The sequence below is a fragment of the Mammaliicoccus lentus genome, assembly GCF_947036595.1.
Lineage (GTDB): Bacteria > Bacillota > Bacilli > Staphylococcales > Staphylococcaceae > Mammaliicoccus > Mammaliicoccus lentus.
In genome coordinates, this window is sequence record NZ_OX344834.1 from 325,236 (window position 1) to 345,389 (window position 20,154).

The 20,154-nt window shown below is 33.5% G+C and carries 18 protein-coding genes; 17 read left to right on the plus strand and 1 reads right to left on the minus strand.

Annotated elements, in window-relative coordinates; all coding sequences use genetic code 11:
* Positions 1–175: 175 nt before the first annotated feature.
* The 16 genes from ACNMOQ_RS01440 (at position 176) to cysC (ending at position 17,344) form a co-directional block, all read left to right on the plus strand.
* A complete protein-coding gene (locus ACNMOQ_RS01440; protein WP_257504775.1) occupies positions 176–895 on the plus strand; it encodes a CPBP family intramembrane glutamic endopeptidase in 720 nt (239 codons plus the stop codon).
* A 244-nt stretch (positions 896–1,139) separates the two neighbouring features.
* Complete coding sequence (locus ACNMOQ_RS01445) at positions 1,140–2,474, plus strand: sodium-dependent transporter (protein WP_017000886.1); 1,335 nt, start codon at positions 1,140–1,142, stop codon at positions 2,472–2,474.
* Between the two features lie 35 nt (positions 2,475–2,509).
* Complete coding sequence (gene cidR, locus ACNMOQ_RS01450) at positions 2,510–3,385, plus strand: cidABC operon transcriptional activator CidR (protein ID WP_017000885.1); 876 nt, start codon at positions 2,510–2,512, stop codon at positions 3,383–3,385.
* A 690-nt stretch (positions 3,386–4,075) separates the two neighbouring features.
* Positions 4,076–4,456, plus strand: coding sequence for a CidA/LrgA family protein (locus ACNMOQ_RS01455; protein ID WP_017000076.1), 381 nt, complete (start codon positions 4,076–4,078; stop codon positions 4,454–4,456).
* Complete coding sequence (locus tag ACNMOQ_RS01460) at positions 4,456–5,145, plus strand: LrgB family protein (RefSeq protein WP_017000077.1); 690 nt, start codon at positions 4,456–4,458, stop codon at positions 5,143–5,145. Before ACNMOQ_RS01455 ends, ACNMOQ_RS01460 begins: the two co-directional genes overlap by 1 nt.
* A gap of 28 nt (positions 5,146–5,173) precedes the next feature.
* Positions 5,174–5,875 (plus strand): acetolactate decarboxylase, encoded by a 702-nt coding sequence (gene budA, locus ACNMOQ_RS01465; RefSeq protein WP_017000078.1) that lies wholly within the window; start codon positions 5,174–5,176, stop codon positions 5,873–5,875.
* A 330-nt stretch (positions 5,876–6,205) separates the two neighbouring features.
* Positions 6,206–7,828, plus strand: a complete 1,623-nt coding sequence (locus ACNMOQ_RS01470) for a BCCT family transporter (RefSeq protein ID WP_064205066.1) — start codon at positions 6,206–6,208, stop codon at positions 7,826–7,828.
* Positions 7,829–8,062: 234 nt separating this feature from the next.
* The gene (locus ACNMOQ_RS01475; RefSeq protein ID WP_017000080.1) at positions 8,063–8,779 is read left to right on the plus strand and encodes a phosphoadenylyl-sulfate reductase; all 717 of its coding nucleotides are present in this window, start codon (positions 8,063–8,065) and stop codon (positions 8,777–8,779) included.
* A 94-nt stretch (positions 8,780–8,873) separates the two neighbouring features.
* The gene (locus tag ACNMOQ_RS01480) at positions 8,874–10,691 is read left to right on the plus strand and encodes an assimilatory sulfite reductase (NADPH) flavoprotein subunit (protein ID WP_416350164.1); all 1,818 of its coding nucleotides are present in this window, start codon (positions 8,874–8,876) and stop codon (positions 10,689–10,691) included.
* 15 nt (positions 10,692–10,706) lie between these two features.
* Positions 10,707–12,413, plus strand: coding sequence for an assimilatory sulfite reductase (NADPH) hemoprotein subunit (gene cysI, locus ACNMOQ_RS01485; RefSeq protein WP_416350165.1), 1,707 nt, complete (start codon positions 10,707–10,709; stop codon positions 12,411–12,413).
* Between the two features lie 14 nt (positions 12,414–12,427).
* Positions 12,428–13,198, plus strand: a complete 771-nt coding sequence (cobA, locus tag ACNMOQ_RS01490; protein WP_017000083.1) for a uroporphyrinogen-III C-methyltransferase — start codon at positions 12,428–12,430, stop codon at positions 13,196–13,198.
* A 14-nt stretch (positions 13,199–13,212) separates the two neighbouring features.
* Positions 13,213–13,977 (plus strand): sirohydrochlorin chelatase, encoded by a 765-nt coding sequence (locus ACNMOQ_RS01495; RefSeq protein ID WP_416350166.1) that lies wholly within the window; start codon positions 13,213–13,215, stop codon positions 13,975–13,977.
* A 5-nt stretch (positions 13,978–13,982) separates the two neighbouring features.
* Positions 13,983–14,630 carry an NAD(P)-binding protein gene (locus tag ACNMOQ_RS01500; RefSeq protein WP_416350167.1) on the plus strand — a complete coding sequence of 216 codons (648 nt, stop codon included), beginning with the start codon at positions 13,983–13,985 and terminating at the stop codon, positions 14,628–14,630.
* Positions 14,618–15,526, plus strand: coding sequence for a sulfite exporter TauE/SafE family protein (locus ACNMOQ_RS01505; RefSeq protein ID WP_017000086.1), 909 nt, complete (start codon positions 14,618–14,620; stop codon positions 15,524–15,526). The genes ACNMOQ_RS01500 and ACNMOQ_RS01505 overlap by 13 nt, the downstream gene beginning before the upstream one ends.
* A 15-nt stretch (positions 15,527–15,541) precedes the next feature.
* Positions 15,542–16,720 (plus strand): sulfate adenylyltransferase, encoded by a 1,179-nt coding sequence (sat, locus tag ACNMOQ_RS01510; protein WP_064211723.1) that lies wholly within the window; start codon positions 15,542–15,544, stop codon positions 16,718–16,720.
* Between the two features lie 24 nt (positions 16,721–16,744).
* On the plus strand, positions 16,745–17,344 hold the full coding sequence (cysC, locus tag ACNMOQ_RS01515; protein WP_017000088.1) for an adenylyl-sulfate kinase: 600 nt from the start codon (positions 16,745–16,747) through the stop codon (positions 17,342–17,344).
* Between the two features lie 518 nt (positions 17,345–17,862).
* Here cysC and cudC read toward each other — a convergent pair.
* Positions 17,863–18,420 (minus strand): choline uptake/conversion transcriptional regulator CudC, encoded by a 558-nt coding sequence (cudC, locus tag ACNMOQ_RS01520; RefSeq protein ID WP_017000089.1) that lies wholly within the window; start codon positions 18,418–18,420, stop codon positions 17,863–17,865.
* Between the two features lie 207 nt (positions 18,421–18,627).
* Here cudC and betB point away from each other — a divergent pair, with 207 nt between their 5' ends.
* Positions 18,628–20,118 (plus strand): betaine-aldehyde dehydrogenase, encoded by a 1,491-nt coding sequence (gene betB / locus ACNMOQ_RS01525; protein ID WP_017000090.1) that lies wholly within the window; start codon positions 18,628–18,630, stop codon positions 20,116–20,118.
* Positions 20,119–20,154 lie beyond the last annotated feature (36 nt).

Sequence of the window (20,154 nt, forward strand, 5' to 3'; positions counted from 1 at the left end):
CTCCTTTGAAATAATTACAATTTTGATATTTCAATTATATTATATGAGAATGATTATCAATATAAGGGAATTCCATAAAAAATACATAAAATTGTAAAAATTTACTGAATGATAATGGTAATTTGTGGAAACTATGATAACATAATAAAAGAATTGAAATATAAGGAGTGAGATGATGGAGAAAAGAAGTAAATTCGTAAGTGCAATTATTTTAATTGGATGGATGATTTTAAGTCAAATTCCTTTAATAGCTATTATCGGAATTCTTGGAATGTCATCTCAAATGGGTTTATGGACTAATATCGTTTTAACTGCGATTTATCTCGTTATTGTTTTAGGTATAGCATGGCTAATCCGTCGTTATTATTTAAAACATTCCGTGGAACAACCTCTTAAATTTAATGGAAGAGACATTTGGATTAATATTGGTTGGGCCGTACTATTGAGACTAGTTGTTGCGCTAGGATCGTATGTGATGTTTATGGTTACAGGAGATATTCAAACTGAAAATGATAAAGTATTAATGGGCGATTTAAATGAAAAGGGCGGAGAATTAGCGCATATCATTCCATTCGTCGTATTTTTACTATCTATTGGTATCATTATTCCTTTCATGGAGGAACTTATTTATAGAGGTATATTTAAAGAAACTTTATTTAAAAGAGAAATGTTCTGGTTACCACTTATTATTACTTCAATCGTGTTTGGTGGTATGCATGTTAGTAATAATTTAATTTCATTTGGAATTTATTTCACAATGGGGCTTATTTTATATTTAAGTTATACTAGAAGAAATAATATTAAAGATAGTATGATGGTACATATGATTAACAATTCCATTATTGCAATAGTTATGTTAGTTAATTATATTATCGTATATTTTAATTTATTCTAAACATAATTCTATATGGTTTTGGTTAAACAATCCCTTACTCAAAATAAATCTCCTAATTCGTTGGAAAGCTACGGATTAGGAGATTTATTTATATATACCTTTTTGAGAATGAATATGTCTTTTTTATAAAAACGTGAAATTTAAAGCTAGAAGGATAAATATTTATTGATTCATAAAAATTCTTACTGTGTAGTATACGATTATACGTTATACTTCTACTAAGAGATTTGAATGGAGTGATGAGATGAATGAACAACGAGATCAATGGTCTTCTAAATTAGGTTTTGTGATGGCAGCAGCAGGCGCAGCGATTGGAATAGGTGCAATATGGAAGTTTCCATACGTTGCTGGTCAGTATGGCGGAGGCGCATTTTTACTTATATTTATCATTTTTACGTTATTTATAGGTTTACCAATGTTGATTTCAGAATTCATCATTGGTCGTTCAACGAATAAAGAGGCTGTATCGGCATACGACACATTAGCACCTAAGTCACCATGGCGTATAACAGGAAGATTAGGGGTTATTGGTTGTTTCTTATTGTTATCGTTCTACAGTGTTGTAGGTGGATGGATAACGATTTATACAACGATGAGTATCACAGGTAACTTAATTTCAGATGGTGCAAATTACGGGAAAATGTTCGAAGAAATTATTGGGAATCCCTTTATTGCATTATTAGGTGTACTTGTATTTATATTAATGAATGTACTCGTATTAAATTTTGGTATTAAAAATGGTATCGAAAGAGCGAATCAATATTTAATGCCATTGCTACTAATTTTTTTCCTTATTTTAGTTGTAAGAGCAGTAACATTAGAAGGTGCATCTGAGGGATTAGCGTTCTTCTTTAAATTTAATCTTTCTGATTTTAGTGCAAAAGGTATACTATTTGCGCTTGGTCAATCGTTCTTTGCGCTAGCAGTTGGATTTTCTTGTATGGTTACATATAGTTCTTATTTAAGTAAGAAAGAAAGCTTACCGACATCAGCAGCATTAGTATCAGGAATGAATATTTTAGTTTCTATTTTAGCTGGTATGGCTATTTTTCCAGTCGTATTTGCTTTTTCATTAGAACCTACTGAAGGGCCAGGATTGTTATTTATTGTGTTACCAAATGTTTTTGGGCAAATGGCATTTGGCACTTTATTCTTAACATTGTTCTTATTATTATTCTTATTCGCGACTTTAACTTCTTCATTCAGTCAGTTCGAAATCATTATTTCAGCATTTGAAAAAGATGGTAAACGTTCTAGAAAGAAGATTGTTTGGATATTAGGATTACTGACGTTTATAGCATGTATTCCTTCTACATTGTCTTATAGTGTTTTAAGTGACATATCAATATTTGGGAAATCTATATTTGATGCGACAGATTATTTAGTGAGTAATATATTATTACCAATAGGTTGTTTATTAATCGCAATATTTATATCTTTCAGAATGAATCCAGAACTTGTGGAAAAAGAATTCCGTATGGGAAATCATTTATCTGTAAAATGGTTTAAATTATGGAGAGTTTTAATGAGATATATTATACCGATTATTATTATAATTGTATTTATTTTCTCATTATAAAGTCGTGATGTTATGCCAAAAATGAGGTGTAAAATTTGGAATTTAAACAGTTAAAATATTTTGTAGAAATAGTTAGAAATGGTGGTATGACACAAGCGTCTGAACATTTATTTGTAGCTCAATCTACAATAAGTAAAGCCGTTAAAAATTTAGAAAATGAATTTGATATTACATTATTTGATCGTTCACAACGCCATATCAAATTAACAGATACAGGTGAAGTTTTTTACGAAAAAGCAGTTGAATTCCTTACATTATTTGATAAATTAACAATGGAATTGAATGATATATTTGAAATTAAAAAAGGCCATATCAGGTTAGGATTATCTCCTATGATAAAAGTGAATTTGATTACAGATAATCTCGAAAAATTCCATAAAAAATATTCTGATGTAACATACGAAGTGCTTGAAGGAGGCGGTAAAGCAGTCGAAAATTACTTGAGCCAAGATGAAATAGACATCGGTGTGACTGCTTTACCAGTAGACTCTTCAAAATTTAATAGTATGCCGCTTTATAAAGAAGAACTCTTTTTAGTGCTAAATCAATCTCATAAACTTTCTCATAAGAAAAAAGTTGCTATACATGAACTTGTAGATGAAGAGTTCGTTTTATTACACGACGATTATTATTTAAGAGATATGATAATTGAAAACTGTCGTAAAGCAGGATTTTATCCTAAAACGGTAGCTAAAATCTCACAGTTAACTTTTATAGATAATATGATTAAAAGAGGTCTAGGAATTTCGATTGTACCAAAGAGTATCGCAGATCAAATGGGAGACGAAGTTAGAGCCATTGAACTCGCAGGCGAGAAAATATATTGGCACCTCGGCCTAATATGGAAAAAAGGTTCATATATGAATCAAGTAACAGAAGAGTGGATGGCATTCTTAAAGCAAGACCTTTAAAAATAAGAGGCTGAGACATGTATTTATGTCTCAGCCTCTTATTTTTAAATTTGTATCAGAATAAAAGTGAATTCGTTAGTTTACGAAATGGTTAATTGGATTTACTACGACAATAATCCAAGTAGACACACTTTTATTGGATTTTCTACAACAATAATCCAACTAACTATACTCTTATTGGATTAACTACAACAATAATCCAACTAACCACACTTTTATTGGATTTACTACGACAATAATCCAACTACATATACCTTTATTGGATTTACTATAACAATAATCCAAATAGACAACTTTTATTGGATTTTCTACCTCATTAATCCAACTAGAAGTGCTCTATGTGAGTTTGTGCAATATTTAATCCAATAAAGCAGTGTCAGCTCTTACTTTTATTAGTTCCATCTTCAAAAAAAGAGCAAGGAGTTTATTTCCTAAGTTCTTTTTTATTTTTTCTAACATAAAAAATATTATTATATGATAATTTAAATGTACTTTATAACTCTGAGTTAAACCTTTATACATCAATAGGTTTAACGCTTTCATTAGTCCTGTTTATTATCCTTATATATTTCTTTAAAACTTAAGTATTCCATAACGGAATACTAGAAATCGATATTATGTATTTTATTAATACATAGTAACCTCATATAATATAGATTAAGAGTTTAAAGTAAAAGGGATTGATTAAATATGATGAGACGACTTATAAAGATAATATTACAAGTCACGTTAATATATGGCATCACGTTATTAGGCATGTGGTTAAGAGAATTACTTCATATACCTATAGCAGGTAGTATTGTCGGATTGGCATTATTATTTTGTTTGTTACTATTTAAAGTGATACCTGAACATTGGATAGAAGTTGGTGCTAATAAACTGATCAATGTGATGGTGCTCTTTTTTGTACCTTCAATTGTTGGCATAATGGATATCGCAAATCAAATTGATCCCACATATATTTTTCTAGCGATATTAATCATTATTAGTACAAGTTTAGTGGCATTATCTTCAGGTTATGTTAGTGAAAAATTATTAAAAATTAAACCATCAAGTAAGGAGGACATGTGATGATTATTCAAGCGATAGGCATGATTGTACTAACATTAATAACTTATATTGCAGCTAAGAAACTGCAAGTTAAATATAAGCATCCGCTATTGAACCCTGCTTTAATTGCTTCAATCGTAATCATTTTTGTTTTACTTATATTCGGTTTGAACTACACTGATTATATGGTAGGCGGAACATGGATTCATAATTTCTTGGATTGTTCTGTTGTAAGTTTAGCCTATCCCTTATATAAATTTAGAAAACTCATTTTAGCAAATTTCAAAGTTATTATTACAAGTGTAATGACAGGCATTATGATGAATTTTATAGTCATTTACGGTGCGCTATATATAATGGGTTACCCTAGTCAAACGATTGTGACAGTACTACCAAGATCTATGACAGCGGCAGTCGGTATAGAAGTTTCAGAACAAATGGGTGGAACAGATACGATAACTGTTATGTTTATTATAGCTACTGGTCTTATTGGTAGTATATTAGGGAATTTCTTTATTACAAAAGGACGTTTTCAAAGTGATTTAGCAAAAGGTATGACATACGGCAATGCCTCTCATGCATTTGGTACTGCAAAAGCTTTAGAAGCTAATTTTGAGGCAGGAGCTTTCAGTACGATTGGTATGATATTAACTGCTGTAATCAGTTCTGTCATACTGCCATTAATGTATTTAATCACAACTTATATATAAATAGTACGAAAGAGGAGGTGTCTTATTTATGCAAACTTTATATCAGCATGGCACGTTAGCTACTTTGATGGCTGGTCACTTAGAAGGAACAGCAACAATTGATGAGATTTTACAACATGGTGATTCAGGTATAGGGACATTAACTGGATCAGATGGAGAAGTTATATATTTAGACGGAAGAGCATTTCATGCAAATGAATTTGGAGAGTTTAAAGCATTAGAAGGTAATGAAATGACACCATTTTCTACAATTACAAGATTCAGCGCAGATAAGACTTATTACGCTGCACACGAAAAATCTGACCAAGTATTTGATGAAATATTGAACAACATGAAAAGTAAAAATTTGTTCTCTGCTATAAAAATAACAGGAACATTTAAGAATATGCATGTAAGATGGATGCCTAAGCAAGAACCGCCATATCAACGCTTAATAGAATCCGCAAGACGCCAACCTGAAAAAGTAGTTCCTGAAGTTAGAGGAACAATTATAGGTTTCTATACACCAGAACTATTCCATGGAATTGGAGCTAGTGGTTTTCACGTTCATTTTATTGATGAATTTGAAAGTTTTGGTGGACATGTTTTAGATTTTGAATTAGAAGTAGGTAGTATCGAAATACAAAACTTTGATACATTTGAACAACATTTACCTTCAGATAATCAATCATTTTTAGAAGCAGATATTGATTATAATAATATAGGTTCAGAAATTTCAGAAGCAGAATAAAAGAGCTGGAAATTCATTTTCTAGCTCTTTTTTAATATAAATTTTTATTCATATAATATGCATAAAAATACGTTATTAAAGTTAATTAAATTTGTTCAGTACGTTAAATTTTAACTTAACACAGTTGTTGTAGCGATATTTGTTCACATTTTAATTAATGTAATTTATATAATTATTCAAAATAACATCAGAAATAGATTGTATGAAATTTGCATTATTATTAAAACTTGTATAACCTCATCATTGTGATTTGTTTTGTCGTATTCATTAATCATTGATCATGATTTCAATTTACGATACATAATAACCGACAACGAGGGGTGTTCAGGATTGCAAAAATATAAAATTATGGACTGGTGGACGTTCCTTGGTACGGTAGCAGTATTATTATTTGCCGTAGTACCGATGATAGTCTTCCCAAAAACGAGTCAGTATGTTATTACACAGATTAATGAAACGATTTCTAATTCATTAGGCTCGGTCTATCTATTACTAGGATTAGTAGTATTTGGATTTGTGTTATACATAGCTTTTGGTAAGTACGGAAAAGTAACACTTGGGAAAGCTAGCGATAAACCAGAGTTCAATAATTTCAGTTGGGCTTCTATGCTCTTTTGTGCTGGAATAGGTTCCGATATACTTTATTGGGGCGTTATAGAGTGGGCTTATTATTATCAAGTACCACCTTATGGTGCAGGAGGTATGACTGATGAAGCGTTAGAATATGCTACGATGTATGGCATGTTCCATTGGGGTCCAATTGCTTGGGCAATATATGTATTACCAGCATTGCCTATTGGGTATTTAGTATTCGTTAAGAAAAAGCCCATTTATAAAATTAGTCATGCTTGTCGACCAATTTTGAAAGGTCAGACTGATAAATTTCTTGGTAAAACAGTAGATATTTTATTTATATTTGGTTTGCTTGGCGGAGCGGCAACATCACTTGCGCTAGGTGTGCCAATGATTGCGGCTGGTATAGAGCGACTGACAGGGCTAGACGGAGAGAACATGGTGATGCGAAGTATTATATTACTCATCATTACCGTCATATTCGCATTTAGCTCGTATACTGGTTTGAAGAAAGGTATTCAAAAATTAAGTGACATAAATGTTTGGCTAACATTTATTATTTTAGGTATCGTGCTTATTATCGGACCAACAGTCTTTATAATGGAAACAACAGTTTCTAGTTTAGGTAATATGTTGAAAAACTTCTTCCAAATGAGTACTTGGCTAGAGCCATTTGGTGGCATAGGAGGAAGAAAAGAAACGAACTTCCCACAAGACTGGACTGTGTTCTACTGGTCATGGTGGCTCGTATATGCACCATTCATAGGACTATTTATTGCAAGAATTTCTAAAGGACGTACTTTGAAAGAAGTCATTTTAGGAACAATTATTTATGGAACTTTAGGGTGCGTATTATTCTTTGGTATTTTAGGTAACTATGCAGTATTCCTTCAATTATCAGGACAATTCGATGTTATTCAGTTCTTAAATCAACATACGCCTGAAGCTACCATTATTGAAGTGATGCATCAATTACCATTACCTAAAGTGATGGTTGTATTGTTCTTAATCTCAGCGTTTCTATATTTAGCAACTACGTTTGATTCGGGTTCTTATATTTTAGCTGCTGCAACACAGAAAAAAGTTATAGACGAACCACTTAAAGCGAACCGTCTTTTCTGGGCATTTGCTTTATGTCTATTACCATTCTCTTTAATGCTTGTAGGAGGAGAAAAAGCTTTAGAAGTTTTAAAAACTGCTTCCATTTTAGCAAGTGTTCCTTTAATAGGTATATTTGTGATGATGATGATATCCTTTATAAGGACTTTATCAGGCGATCGGATAAAACTAGAAGAACGTGCTGATAAATTGAAAGAAGTTGAAAGACGTTCTTTAAGGATTGTACAGGTTAGAGAAAAAAGAGAAGATGATAATTTGTAAAATAATTAAGGTTGTTAATAAGTCAAACATTGGCTTATTGACAATCTTTTTTTGTATTACTAATCTTCAATTAACAGAAAATTAAAAAAAGAACTGTTGACATGTATGTAACTATCGGGTAAGCTAATCATCATAATTTATTATTCCTAGTAAACATATCAGAATAAAATATTTTTCGAAAATAGCTATGTTTAAAAATAAACCATTTTTATGTAAAGGGAGGTTATTTAAGTCATGACTGAAGTGTTAACTTATGAACGCTTTGAAACGGACCCGTTTGAAAATTTAAATGCTGATGACGAAACAAAAGGCGCTTATCATATTATTAAATGGGCGTATGAACATTATGGAGATTCCATTGTTTATTCATGTAGTTTTGGTGCTGAAGGTATGATTCTCATTGATTTAATATCTAAAGTGAAAAACGATGCTAAAATCGTATTTTTAGATACAGACTTACACTTTCAAGAAACTTACGACTTAATTGATCGTGTTAAAGAGAGATATCCAAAACTAAATATTGAACTTAAAAAACCAGATCTCACACTAGAGGAACAAGCTGATCAATATGAACCTGCTTTATGGACGAGTAATCCTAATCAGTGTTGTTATATTAGAAAAATAAAACCTTTAGAAGAAGTGCTATCTGGTGCTACTGCATGGGTATCTGGATTGAGAAGAGAACAATCTCCAAGCAGACAAAACACAAATTTTATTAATAAAGATGAAAGATTTAAATCAATTAAAGTTTGCCCATTAATTTATTGGACATGGGATGATGTGTGGGAATACATCGAAAAACATGATTTAACTTACAATGAACTACATGATTTTCAATATCCGAGTATAGGTTGCATACCTTGTACATCACAAGTTTCTTCATCAGGGGATTCTAGAGAAGGTAGATGGACAAACTTTAACAAAACAGAATGTGGCTTGCACACAAAGTAAAACTGCAAGCTAAAATTTTTAACATTAAAACATAGTATACCAATAAGATTAATTAGTTTTTCAAATAAAAATTGGACAGGATGAGGTGACATTTTTGGAGTTAACAGTAACGAATAGCCCATTTAATCAACAGCAGTCAGAAAGCATTACTCAATTACTTTCAACACTTACACCAGAACAGAAAGTTTGGTTGAGTGGTTATTTGACAGCTTCACAATTTAAAAATGATTCAAATCAAGCAGTATTAGAACCTACAACAGAAACGAGCGTTGCAACGCTACCGAAACAAAGAGATATTACAGTGTTATACGGTTCTGAAACAGGAAATGCACAAGGATTAGCTGAAACATTAGAAAATAAATTAAAAGAACAGTCATTTAATGTTCAGCTTGAATGTATGGAAGATTTCAAACCAAAGAATTTAAAGAAAGTAGAAGATTTATTTATTATTACTGCTACTCACGGTGAAGGTGACCCTCCAGATAATGCCATCACATTCCATGAATTTATACATAGTAGGAAGGCGCCTAAGTTAAATGACGTTAGATTCTCTGTACTTGCACTTGGCGATGAATCTTATGAATTTTTCTGCCAAACAGGAAAAGATTTCGATAAAAAGTTAGAAGAATTAGGAGCTGAAAGGTTACATCCACGTATTGATTGTGATTTAGATTTTGATGAACCAGCTGAGAAATGGATGGAAGATATATTAAATGCTTTGGCAGTGGAAGCAGGTAATACATCAGATATACCAGCTCAAGTCGATCCAGAACATATTTCAACAACTCAGACTTATTCTAGAACAAATCCTTACGAGGCTGAAATTCTTGAGAACATTAATTTAAATGGACGTGGATCTAATAAAGAAGTAAGACACATTGAGTTATCGTTAGAAGGTTTTGGCGAAGCATTTGAACCGGGTGATTGTATTGGTATCTTCCCGAAAAATGACCCGGAATTTGTTGAAGAATTGATCGAAACACTCGTATGGGATGCAGATGAAGAAGTGCCGATTAACGAAGATGGAGATAAGCTGAGTTTACGTGATGCTTTAACTAATTACTTTGAAATTACAAAATTAACAAAACCAATTATTAAAAAGGCAGCTGACATTTTTGAAAACGGTGTGCTATCAGAAAAAGTGAAAAAAGATAGATGGATATATGGATATGTAGAAGGTCGAGATTTTATAGATTTAATCAATGATTTCCCACCAGAAGATTTACAACCTGAAGCACTGCATAAAATTCTTAGAAAATTACCAGCGAGAGAATATTCGATTGCTAGCAGTTACGAAGCAAATACAGATGAAGTTCATCTTACAATAGGAGCCGTTAGATATCATGCCAATGGACGAGATCGCAAAGGTGTATGCTCTGTTCAATTTGCTGAAAGATTAGAGCCAGGAGACAAAGTTTCTATTTATTTGAAAAAGAATCCAAACTTTAAGTTTCCTAAAACAGAAGATACACCAGTTATTATGATTGGCCCAGGTACTGGTATTGCACCATTTAGATCATATATTCAAGAAAAAGAAGAATTAGAGCTCGGAAATAAATCTTGGTTATTCTTTGGAGAACAACACTTTACAACGGATTTCTTATATCAAACAGAATGGCAAACATGGTTAAAAGATGGTGTGTTAACTAAGATGAACTTAGCATTTTCAAGGGATACTGAAGAAAAGGTTTATGTACAACATCGCATTGAAGAAAATGGCGAAGAACTTTATCAATGGATTAAAGAAGGTGCAGCAATATACGTTTGTGGAGATGAGAAAAATATGGCGAAAGATGTACATCAATCTCTATTAAACGTTATCCAAAAAGAAGGTCATTATAACGAAGAAGAAGCGGAAACATTTTTAACGAAATTAAAGAAAGATAAAAAGTATCAAAGAGATATTTATTAAGAGGGGGCAAAATATATGAGCACTCACACAGAACTATCTGAGAAATTAGATGAATTAGAGCATATAAAATATAGAAGTAATTACTTAAGAGGTAGCATACAAGAAGGTTTAGATGATGAAATTACTGGTGCTATCGCAAATGATGATACAAAATTACTGAAGTTCCATGGTAGTTACATGCAAGACGATAGAGATATACGTGACGAACGAAGAAGACAGAAATTAGAACCAGCTTATAGTTTTATGATTAGAGTAAGAGTTCCGGGCGGTACAGCAACGGCAGATCAATGGATTGCAATGGATGATATATCCGATCAATACGCAAATGGAACAATTAAGTTAACGACAAGACAAGCATTTCAGTTTCATGGCATTTTGAAAAGAAATCTAAAAAGTTCTATGCAAAGTATTCACCAAGCGGTTATGGACTCACTAGCAGCTTGTGGTGACGTTAACAGAAACGTAATGTGTAATCCAAACCCTTATCAATCTGATGTACATAAAGAGGTAGATACATTAGCTAGCCAAATTAGCGATCATTTATCACCTCGAACTGGTGCTTATCATGAAATATGGTTAGACGGTGAAAAAGTAGTTGATACAAAAGAAGAAGTAGAACCGATGTATGGAAAAACGTATTTACCACGTAAATTCAAAATTGGCATTGCAGTTCCACCTTCAAATGATATCGACGTTTATTCTCAAGATATTGGTCTAATTTCCATCATTGAAGACGATAAATTAGTCGGATTTAATGTAACAGTTGGTGGCGGTATGGGAATGAAGCACGGTAATACAGACACATACCCACAAGTTGGAAGATTATTAGGCTATATTGATAAAGATAAAGCGGTAGAAGTATCTGAAGCTATTTTAACGATTCAAAGAGACTATGGTAACAGAACAAACAGATTAAACGCTCGTTTCAAATATACAGTGGATAAATACGGTGTTGATTGGATTAGAAATGAACTGAATAACCGTTTAGGTTGGGAAATTGAAGAAGTGAAACCATTTGAATTTGAACATAATGGTGATCGTTATGGTTGGACTGAAGGTAGTGGTAAATGGCACTTTACGCTGTTTGTACAAAATGGTCGAGTTAAAGATACTAAAGATTATCAGTTAAAAACAGCACTTCGAAAAATCGCTGAAATTCACGACGGTGATTTACGTTTAACGCCAAACCAAAATTTAATCATAGCTAATGTTGATGAATTAAATAAAGATAACATTCAAAAAATTATTGATGAATATGGTATTACTGATGGTGAACATTACACAGGATTAAGAAGAAATTCTATGGCTTGTGTAGCTTTTCCAACATGTGGTTTAGCGATGGCAGAGTCTGAACGTTATTTACCAACTTTAATTAATAAAATAGAAGGACTGTTAGATGAAGCTGGCTTAAATGAAGAGGAAATTACAATTCGTATGACGGGTTGCCCTAATGGATGTGCAAGACCAGCACTAGCAGAAATTGCATTTATCGGTAAAGCGCCAGGTAAATATAATATGTACCTTGGCGGTGGATTCGCAGGAGATCGTTTAAACAAATTATTTAAAGAAAATATTGGTGAAGATGAAATATTAGAAAGTCTAAAACCAATTCTTATCCAGTATGGAAAAGAAAAAGATGAAGGCGAACATTTTGGAGACTTTGTTATTCGTAAAGATATTATTAAAGAAACATACTCAGGTCAAGATTTTCATAGTCAATAAAAAGAGGTGGAAAAATGGGCAAAGTATATTTGGTTGGCGCCGGTCCGGGTGATCCAGACTTAATCACAATTAAAGGTATTAAAGCAATTAAACAGTCAAATGTCATTATGTATGATCGACTAGTAAATAAAGCATTACTCGAATATGCGTCTGAAGATACGAAACTCATATACTGTGGTAAAAGCCCAGATAATCATTCACTAAAACAAGAAGAAATCAATGCATTACTTGTTACTTTATCTTTAGAGGGCCAGACAGTCACAAGGTTAAAAGGGGGAGACCCTTTTATCTTTGGTAGAGGTGGAGAAGAAGCGGAAACTTTAAAGTCTCATGACATACCATTTGAAGTAGTTCCAGGTATAACAGCTGGTGTAGCAGCTCCAGCATATGCTGGTATTCCTGTCACACACAGAGATTATAGTTCTTCAGTTGCTTTTGTAACAGGCGTTATTAAAGACTCAGTAGATGAAGATGAATACTGGAAACATCTAGCACTGGGACCGGAAACATTATGTATATATATGGGCGTAAAAAAACTCCCGGAAATAAAAAATATATTAATAAAACACGGTAGAAATCCTAATACGCCAGTTGCTTTAATTCATTGCGGAACATCCAATCAACAAATTACGGTAACAGGAACTTTAAAAGATATTGTTGATAGAGCAAGAGAAATCCAAAATCCAGCAATGATTGTAATTGGTGAAGTCGTTAAATTAAGAGAAAAAATAAATTGGTTCGAAGAAGTCGCTCAAGATAAACATATTCCAGAACTCATGCATTAAATCGGAGGGATACAATGAAAGGTGTACTATACGTCAGTCACGGTAGCAGAATAAAAGAAGCAACAGAAGAAGCAATTTCTTTTATTGAAACAGTGAAAGAGAAGGTAGATGTATCTCTTCAAGAAATATGTTTCTTAGAACTAGCAGAACCTACAATTCATCAAGGTATGCATAAATTAATTGAAAAAGGTGCGACAGAAATATCTGTCATACCAGTTCTTTTATTAAGTGCTGGTCATTATTTTAAAGATATACCTGAAGTTTTAAACGAAATTAAAGTGAAGCATCCAGATGTAGTGTTTACATATGGTCAACCTTTAGGCGTTCAACCTAGATTAACGAATATCATTAATGACCGTCTTAAAGAAACGCATGTGTTACCTCATTCGGATGCAAAACTGTTAGTCGTTGGACGGGGTAGTTATAATCCTCAAACTAAAATTGATATTTCGGCAATAACTGAAACATTATATCAAACGACTCCATTTGATGATGTAGAGGCTTGTTACTTAGCAGCATGTGAACCATCTTTTGAAGATGCGCTAGAATCCGCACTTGATGAAGGTCATTCTCAAATATATATTGCGCCTTATCTATGGTTTACAGGCGTACTGGAAAAACATATTGAGAGCACTGTTCAAAATCATAAATCAAATAGCGATATCATTGTTTGTGAGCATTTAGGTCACCATGAAGCGATACAAGAAGCATTGAAAGATCGAGTGCTTGAAACGATACACCATGAAGAAATTCGAGAATTTGCATTAAATAAAGGATGATGTAGATGGCTTACGTGCCAATATTGATGGATTTATCCAATAAGACAGTTGTTATAGCAGGCGGTGGGACCATTGCTGAACGCCGTGTTAGAAAGTTAATAAATAGTGGCGCAAAAATTCACGTTATTAGCCCAGACGTTTCTAATTATATATATCGAATGCAAAGTGAACAAAAAATTATTTGGCACAAAAAAGCAATAACGTCTACCGATTTAACGAATGCGGATTTAGTGGTTGTCGCAACAGATGAAGCAGATGTAAACAATCGTCTGAAAGAGGAAGTACCTAAACACACTTTGCTTAATATGACGAGTAACGCTCAAGAGGGAGATGTTATATTTCCCGGGACATTTAAAAGAGGTAAATTGACTATAAGTGTTTCAAGCGGAGGAGCAAGCCCTAAGCTTGTATCGTCGATATTAAGAAATTTAGAAGATGATTATCCAGATGATTATGGTGAATATGTAGATTTTTTAAGTAATTGTCGATCAATCATTAAAGGACTAAATATAGAACGTTTAGAACAAAATCATTTATTAGAAATCATACTTTCAGATAAATATTTTGATAAAAATAAACAGCGAGAATTTATAGAGTGGTTAACGTTACAACCGAAAATGACTAAAGAAAGGAGTAACATATGCGAAAATTAACGATATTTGCAATCGTGGGGTTCTTAGCACAATTGATTGACGGATCTCTTGGAATGGGATTTGGAGCTACCTCGTCTTCATTGCTGTTAACATTTGGAATCGCACCAGCAATTGCTTCTGCTACGATACATTTTTCAGAAGTTGCAACGACTGCAGCATCAGGGCTATCACATTTAAAGTTTGAGAATGTTGATAAATCGATTATTTTAAAACTCGCTTTACCTGGTGCAATTACAGGGTTTATTGGAGCTGCCGTGCTCAGCAATTTGCACAGTGAATTTATTAAACCGTTTATCGCAATATTTTTACTCTCTATGGGGATTTATATCATTTATCAATTCGTATTTAAAAAGCAAAAAAATAATGAGCTCAATGAAGGTAAATTATCAGGATTTTTACTTGTTCCACAAGGAGCTATTGCAGGTTTTTTAGATGCGATTGGTGGTGGCGGTTGGGGTCCAGTTAACACTCCTTTACTATTATCTAGAAATAAAATAGAACCGAGATATGTTATTGGAACAGTCTCAACGAGCGAATTTTTTGTCACGATTTCTACTTCACTTGGATTTATTATATTCCTTGGGTGGAGTCAGATTAACATCGCACTTGTAGCGGCTTTAGCTTTAGGCGGTGTAGTTGCGGCACCATTCGCAGCATGGTTAGTAAAAACTTTACCTGTATACATACTTGCTGTATGTGTAGGTGGGCTAATTATATTTACAAATAGCAATTTACTTTTAAATGCTTTTGTAGACAGTGCTGTAACGATAACAATCGTCAAAATCGGCATCATTATAGTATGGGCAGGTTTAGTATTATTTACACTTTACCAACATCAAAAATTCCCGTTCAATGTACAAACTCAAAAATCTAGTAAAGTAGATCAAATTAACTAATAGGAGTGAAGCATGATGACATCAACAACTCAAACTGTAGAAGAAACGATCAAGCCACACGGTGGTCAATTAATTAATCGTCAAGTTGAAGGTAACGAAAAAGAACAATTAATAGAAGCAGCACAAACATTTCCGAAGATAACTTTAAATCCATGGAGTATCTCTGATTTGGAATTAATTGCTATAGGCGGTTTCAGTCCATTAACAGGTTTTCTAGGACAAAAAGATTATGAAAGTGTAGTAGACAATTTACGCCTGGAAAATGGACTTGTGTGGAGTATCCCTATTACTTTACCAGTGACAGAAGAAGAAGCTGATGAATTAGAAATTGGAGATGACGTTGCACTTTATGGTGAAGATGGCCATTTATACGGTGTTATAAAACTTGAGGAAAAATATACTTACGATAAAGCTAAAGAAGCACAAAATGTATATGGTACAACAGAAGTGGACCACCCAGGCGTTAAACGTGTATATGAAAAAGGAAATGTTTATTTAGCTGGTCCTATTCAATTAGTGGCTCGTCCTAAACATGACGAATTTAATGATTTTCATTTAGATCCTACAGAGACTAGAGCACTTTTTAAAGAATTAGGATGGAAGACAGTAGTAGGATTCCAAACGAGAAATCCTGTGCATCGCGCACATGAATATATTCAAAAAATAGCTTTAGAATCGGTAGACGGTTTATTGCTAAATCCATTAGTTGGAGAAACAAAGTCAGATGACATACCAGCGGACATTCGAATGGAAAGTTATCAAGTTATCTTAAAACACTACTTCCCAGAAGATAGAGCAAGATTGGTAATATACCCAGCAGCAATGCGCTATGCAGGTCCTAGAGAAGCGATTTTACATGCTTTAGTACGTAAAAACTATGGTTGTACGCATTTTATAGTGGGTCGTGATCACGCTGGTGTAGGTGACTATTATGGCACTTACGAAGCACAAGAATTAATCACACAATATGAAGATGAAATAGATATTAATATATTCAAATTCGAACATGCATTTTACTGCACAATTTGTGAAAACATGACAACAGCAAAAACTTGTCCTCACGATAAATCAAATCATGTACATCTTAGCGGTACTAAAGTTCGAGAGAAATTACGCAACGGTGAACAATTGCCGAAAGAATTTTCAAGACCAGAAGTAGCTGAAGTATTAATTAGAGGTTTGAAAGAAAATTAATCTTGCAAGGAGCGAATAAAAAGTATGAGTACATCTACTAACATAACGTGGCATGATTCCGAAGTTACAAAAGCCGAGAGACAAGAAAGAAACGGACATAAAAGCGTCGTAATATGGTTCACAGGATTATCCGGATCAGGAAAATCTACAGTTTCAGTAGCGTTAGAAAAAGCACTATTTGAACAGAAGATTACATCATATCGTTTAGACGGCGACAACATTAGACACGGTTTAAATAAAAATTTAGGATTCAGTCCTGAAGACAGAAAAGAGAATATACGACGTATAGGCGAAGTAGGGAAGTTGATGGTCGATGCAGGAGTGGTAACAATGACAGCATTTATTTCTCCTTACGAAGAAGATAGAAATATCGTGAGAGATATATTAGAAGATGGAGAGTTTATAGAAGTATATACAAAATGCAGTTTAGACGAATGTGAAGCAAGAGATCCAAAGGGCTTGTACAAAAAAGCAAGAAGCGGAGAAATTAAAGAATTTACTGGAATCAACGCACCATACGAAGAACCATCTAATCCAGAAATTATAATAGATACAGAACAACATAGCGTAGAAGAAGCGGTAGAAGAAATAGTAGCTTATTTGAAAGAACATAAATATTTGTAAGTAAGAAGCTTGAGAGACGAAACCATACCCCTAGGCAAGTAAGCAACCCTTAAATAATATATTAAATAATAATCCATAAGATAGAAAACAGAGGACCTCCTGAGACGGTAAAGGATGTTCTCTGTTTTTATTGGATTCAGAATGTAATGGGATGTAATGTTGCAAGACGGGTGTCACGTGCAACATACTGGGTGTCTAAGTTGCAAGACGAGTGTCACGTGCAACATACTGGTGTCTTAAGTTGCAAGACGAGTGTCACGTGCAACATTTTGGTGTCCTAAGTTGCAAGACGGGTATCACGTGCAACATTTTGGTGTCCTAAGTTGCAAGACGGGTATCACGTGCAACATTTTGGTGTCCTAAGTTGCAAGACGGTCATCACGTGCAACATACTGGGTGTCTAAGTTGCAAGCCGAGTATCACGTGCAATATTCAATATCTCGCGACACTGAGACGATACATAAAAAAAGCTCTACTCATTAGATATCCGAACTAATGGGTAGAGCTTTTATTTGAAATTAATCTTCGTTTTCGTCTTCTGGTATTGGGAAGTATTTATAAATTTCTCCTGTTTTGAAGGCTTCACTAATATTTGAGAGCCACTTGTAATAATTTTTGGACTCTATTAGTTGTGTGTGAATAGCAATCGCATCCTCTTTAGTTTCTGCGTCAACATCATCTGCATCAATAATTTTTTGGAGTAATACCACTGCTTCTTTTAGTGAATCCATATTAATCGTAATTTCTCTATCCCATTTTTTAGGGAAGAAATTGTTAAAGAATATGAAAAAATCTTTTTCAGCCATGAAGTGTTGTTTTCTACTGCCTCTAGTGAATTGTTGTTTTACAAGATCGAACTCTTGTAGTTTCTTCACGCCGGCACTCATGCTCGGTTTACTCATTTGAAGTTGTTCCCGCATTTCATCTAGTGTCATACTACCTTGGAAAACCATTGTGCCATATAGGTTGCCAACACTTCTATTAACACCGTATAAATCCATCGTCTCCCCGATGCCATTTATTACGATATCTTTAGCTTGGTCTAATTGTTTTTTGTAGTTATCTGAACTTGCCACTACCTACACCTCCAATAATTACTTTAATTGTATCATGAATTCTTTTACATTGTAGTTGCTTTTGTTTAGCTTGTCTATTTGAAATACAGTGATACGCCATGCTTCAAATATTAAAAGGTAATTTGACGACCTTTCAATTTATATGCTAACATAAGTTTGTAAAGTTCGTTAAATAAAAATTTAACAAAGTTAACGGAGGTAAGTTTTATGGGATATGTAAATAATTTGTCTACGCGTCAATATATTGATGGCCAGTGGGTAGAAGCTTCAAATAATGCTACTCGCGACATCGTAAATCCATATAATCAGGAAGTAATTCTAACTGTTTCGGAAGGTACAGCAGAAGATGCGGCTAAAGCTATTCAAGCAGCTAAAAATGCTTTTGAATCTGGTGTGTGGGCTGATGAAACAAGTGAAAATAGATGTCAAAAAGTAAGAGAAATCGCTGATTTAATTAAAGAAAACAAAGATGAATTAGCAGAGCTTGAAACATTAGATACAGGTAAAACATTAGAAGAATCATATGCTGACATGGATGATATTCATAATGTGTTTATGTATTTTGCTGGTCTAGGAGGTAATGATGGTGGTGAAATTATCGAATCACCTATCCCTAATTCAGAAAGTAAAGTAGTGAAAGAGCCAGTTGGGGTTGTAACTCAAATTACACCTTGGAACTATCCATTACTACAAGCTTCATGGAAAATAGCTCCGGCACTCGTGACGGGTTGTTCGTTAGTAATCAAACCAAGTGAAATCACACCGTTAACGACTATTAAAATTTTCGAATTAATGGAAGAAGCTAATATTCCAAAAGGTGTTATCAATTTAGTTCTTGGTAAAGGTTCAGAAGTAGGAGATACATTAACATCACATAAAGATGTAGATTTGGTTTCATTTACAGGTGGAATTGAAACAGGTAAACATATTATGAAAAAAGCTGCAGATCATGTTACAAACATTGCGTTAGAGCTTGGCGGCAAAAATCCTAATGTTATTTTCGAAGATGCTGACATTGAACTAGCGGTAGATCAAGCATTAAATGGCGGGTATTTCCATGCTGGACAAGTTTGTTCTGCGGGTTCTCGTATTATTGTTCACAACGACATTAAAGATGAATTTGAAACAGCTTTTATTAATCGCGTGAAAAAAATCAAACTAGGTAATGGTTTTGATAAAGATACAGAAATGGGACCACTTATTTCTAGTGAACATAGAGATAAAGTTGAAAAATATATAGAAGTCGCTAAAGAAGAAGGTACAACAATTGCTGTTGGTGGTAAGCGACCAGATAGAGAAGACTTAAAGGATGGTTTCTTCTTTGAACCGACAGTTATAACAAACTGTGATACTTCTATGAGAATTGTCCAAGAAGAAGTGTTTGGACCTGTCGTTACAATCGAAGGGTTCTCTGATGAAAGTGAAGCTATACGTTTAGCAAATGATTCTATTTATGGTTTAGCTGGTGGTGTATTCACTGAAGATATAGCTAAAGCAAATCGAGTTGCTAATAAATTGAAAATGGGAACAGTTTGGATAAATGATTTCCATCCATATTTTGCTCAAGCACCGTGGGGCGGCTATAAGCAATCAGGAATTGGTAGAGAATTAGGTAAAGAAGGATTAGAAGAATATTTAATTTCAAAACATATATTTACCAATACAAAACCTGAACCGGTTAATTGGTTTAGTAAATAAAATACAACAATGAAGTGTAAAATGCAGGAGGATAAC

Coding starts and splice junctions, on each gene's coding strand:
- ACNMOQ_RS01440 (WP_257504775.1), top strand. CDS start 176: ATGGAGAAAAGAAGTAAATTCGTAAGTGCAATTATTTTAATTGGATGG.
- ACNMOQ_RS01445 (WP_017000886.1), top strand. CDS start 1,140: ATGAATGAACAACGAGATCAATGGTCTTCTAAATTAGGTTTTGTGATG.
- ACNMOQ_RS01455 (WP_017000076.1), top strand. CDS start 4,076: ATGATGAGACGACTTATAAAGATAATATTACAAGTCACGTTAATATAT.
- ACNMOQ_RS01460 (WP_017000077.1), top strand. CDS start 4,456: ATGATTATTCAAGCGATAGGCATGATTGTACTAACATTAATAACTTAT.
- budA (WP_017000078.1), top strand. CDS start 5,174: ATGCAAACTTTATATCAGCATGGCACGTTAGCTACTTTGATGGCTGGT.
- ACNMOQ_RS01475 (WP_017000080.1), top strand. CDS start 8,063: ATGACTGAAGTGTTAACTTATGAACGCTTTGAAACGGACCCGTTTGAA.
- cysI (WP_416350165.1), top strand. CDS start 10,707: ATGAGCACTCACACAGAACTATCTGAGAAATTAGATGAATTAGAGCAT.
- cobA (WP_017000083.1), top strand. CDS start 12,428: ATGGGCAAAGTATATTTGGTTGGCGCCGGTCCGGGTGATCCAGACTTA.
- ACNMOQ_RS01495 (WP_416350166.1), top strand. CDS start 13,213: ATGAAAGGTGTACTATACGTCAGTCACGGTAGCAGAATAAAAGAAGCA.
- ACNMOQ_RS01500 (WP_416350167.1), top strand. CDS start 13,983: ATGGCTTACGTGCCAATATTGATGGATTTATCCAATAAGACAGTTGTT.
- ACNMOQ_RS01505 (WP_017000086.1), top strand. CDS start 14,618: ATGCGAAAATTAACGATATTTGCAATCGTGGGGTTCTTAGCACAATTG.
- sat (WP_064211723.1), top strand. CDS start 15,542: ATGACATCAACAACTCAAACTGTAGAAGAAACGATCAAGCCACACGGT.
- cysC (WP_017000088.1), top strand. CDS start 16,745: ATGAGTACATCTACTAACATAACGTGGCATGATTCCGAAGTTACAAAA.
- betB (WP_017000090.1), top strand. CDS start 18,628: ATGGGATATGTAAATAATTTGTCTACGCGTCAATATATTGATGGCCAG.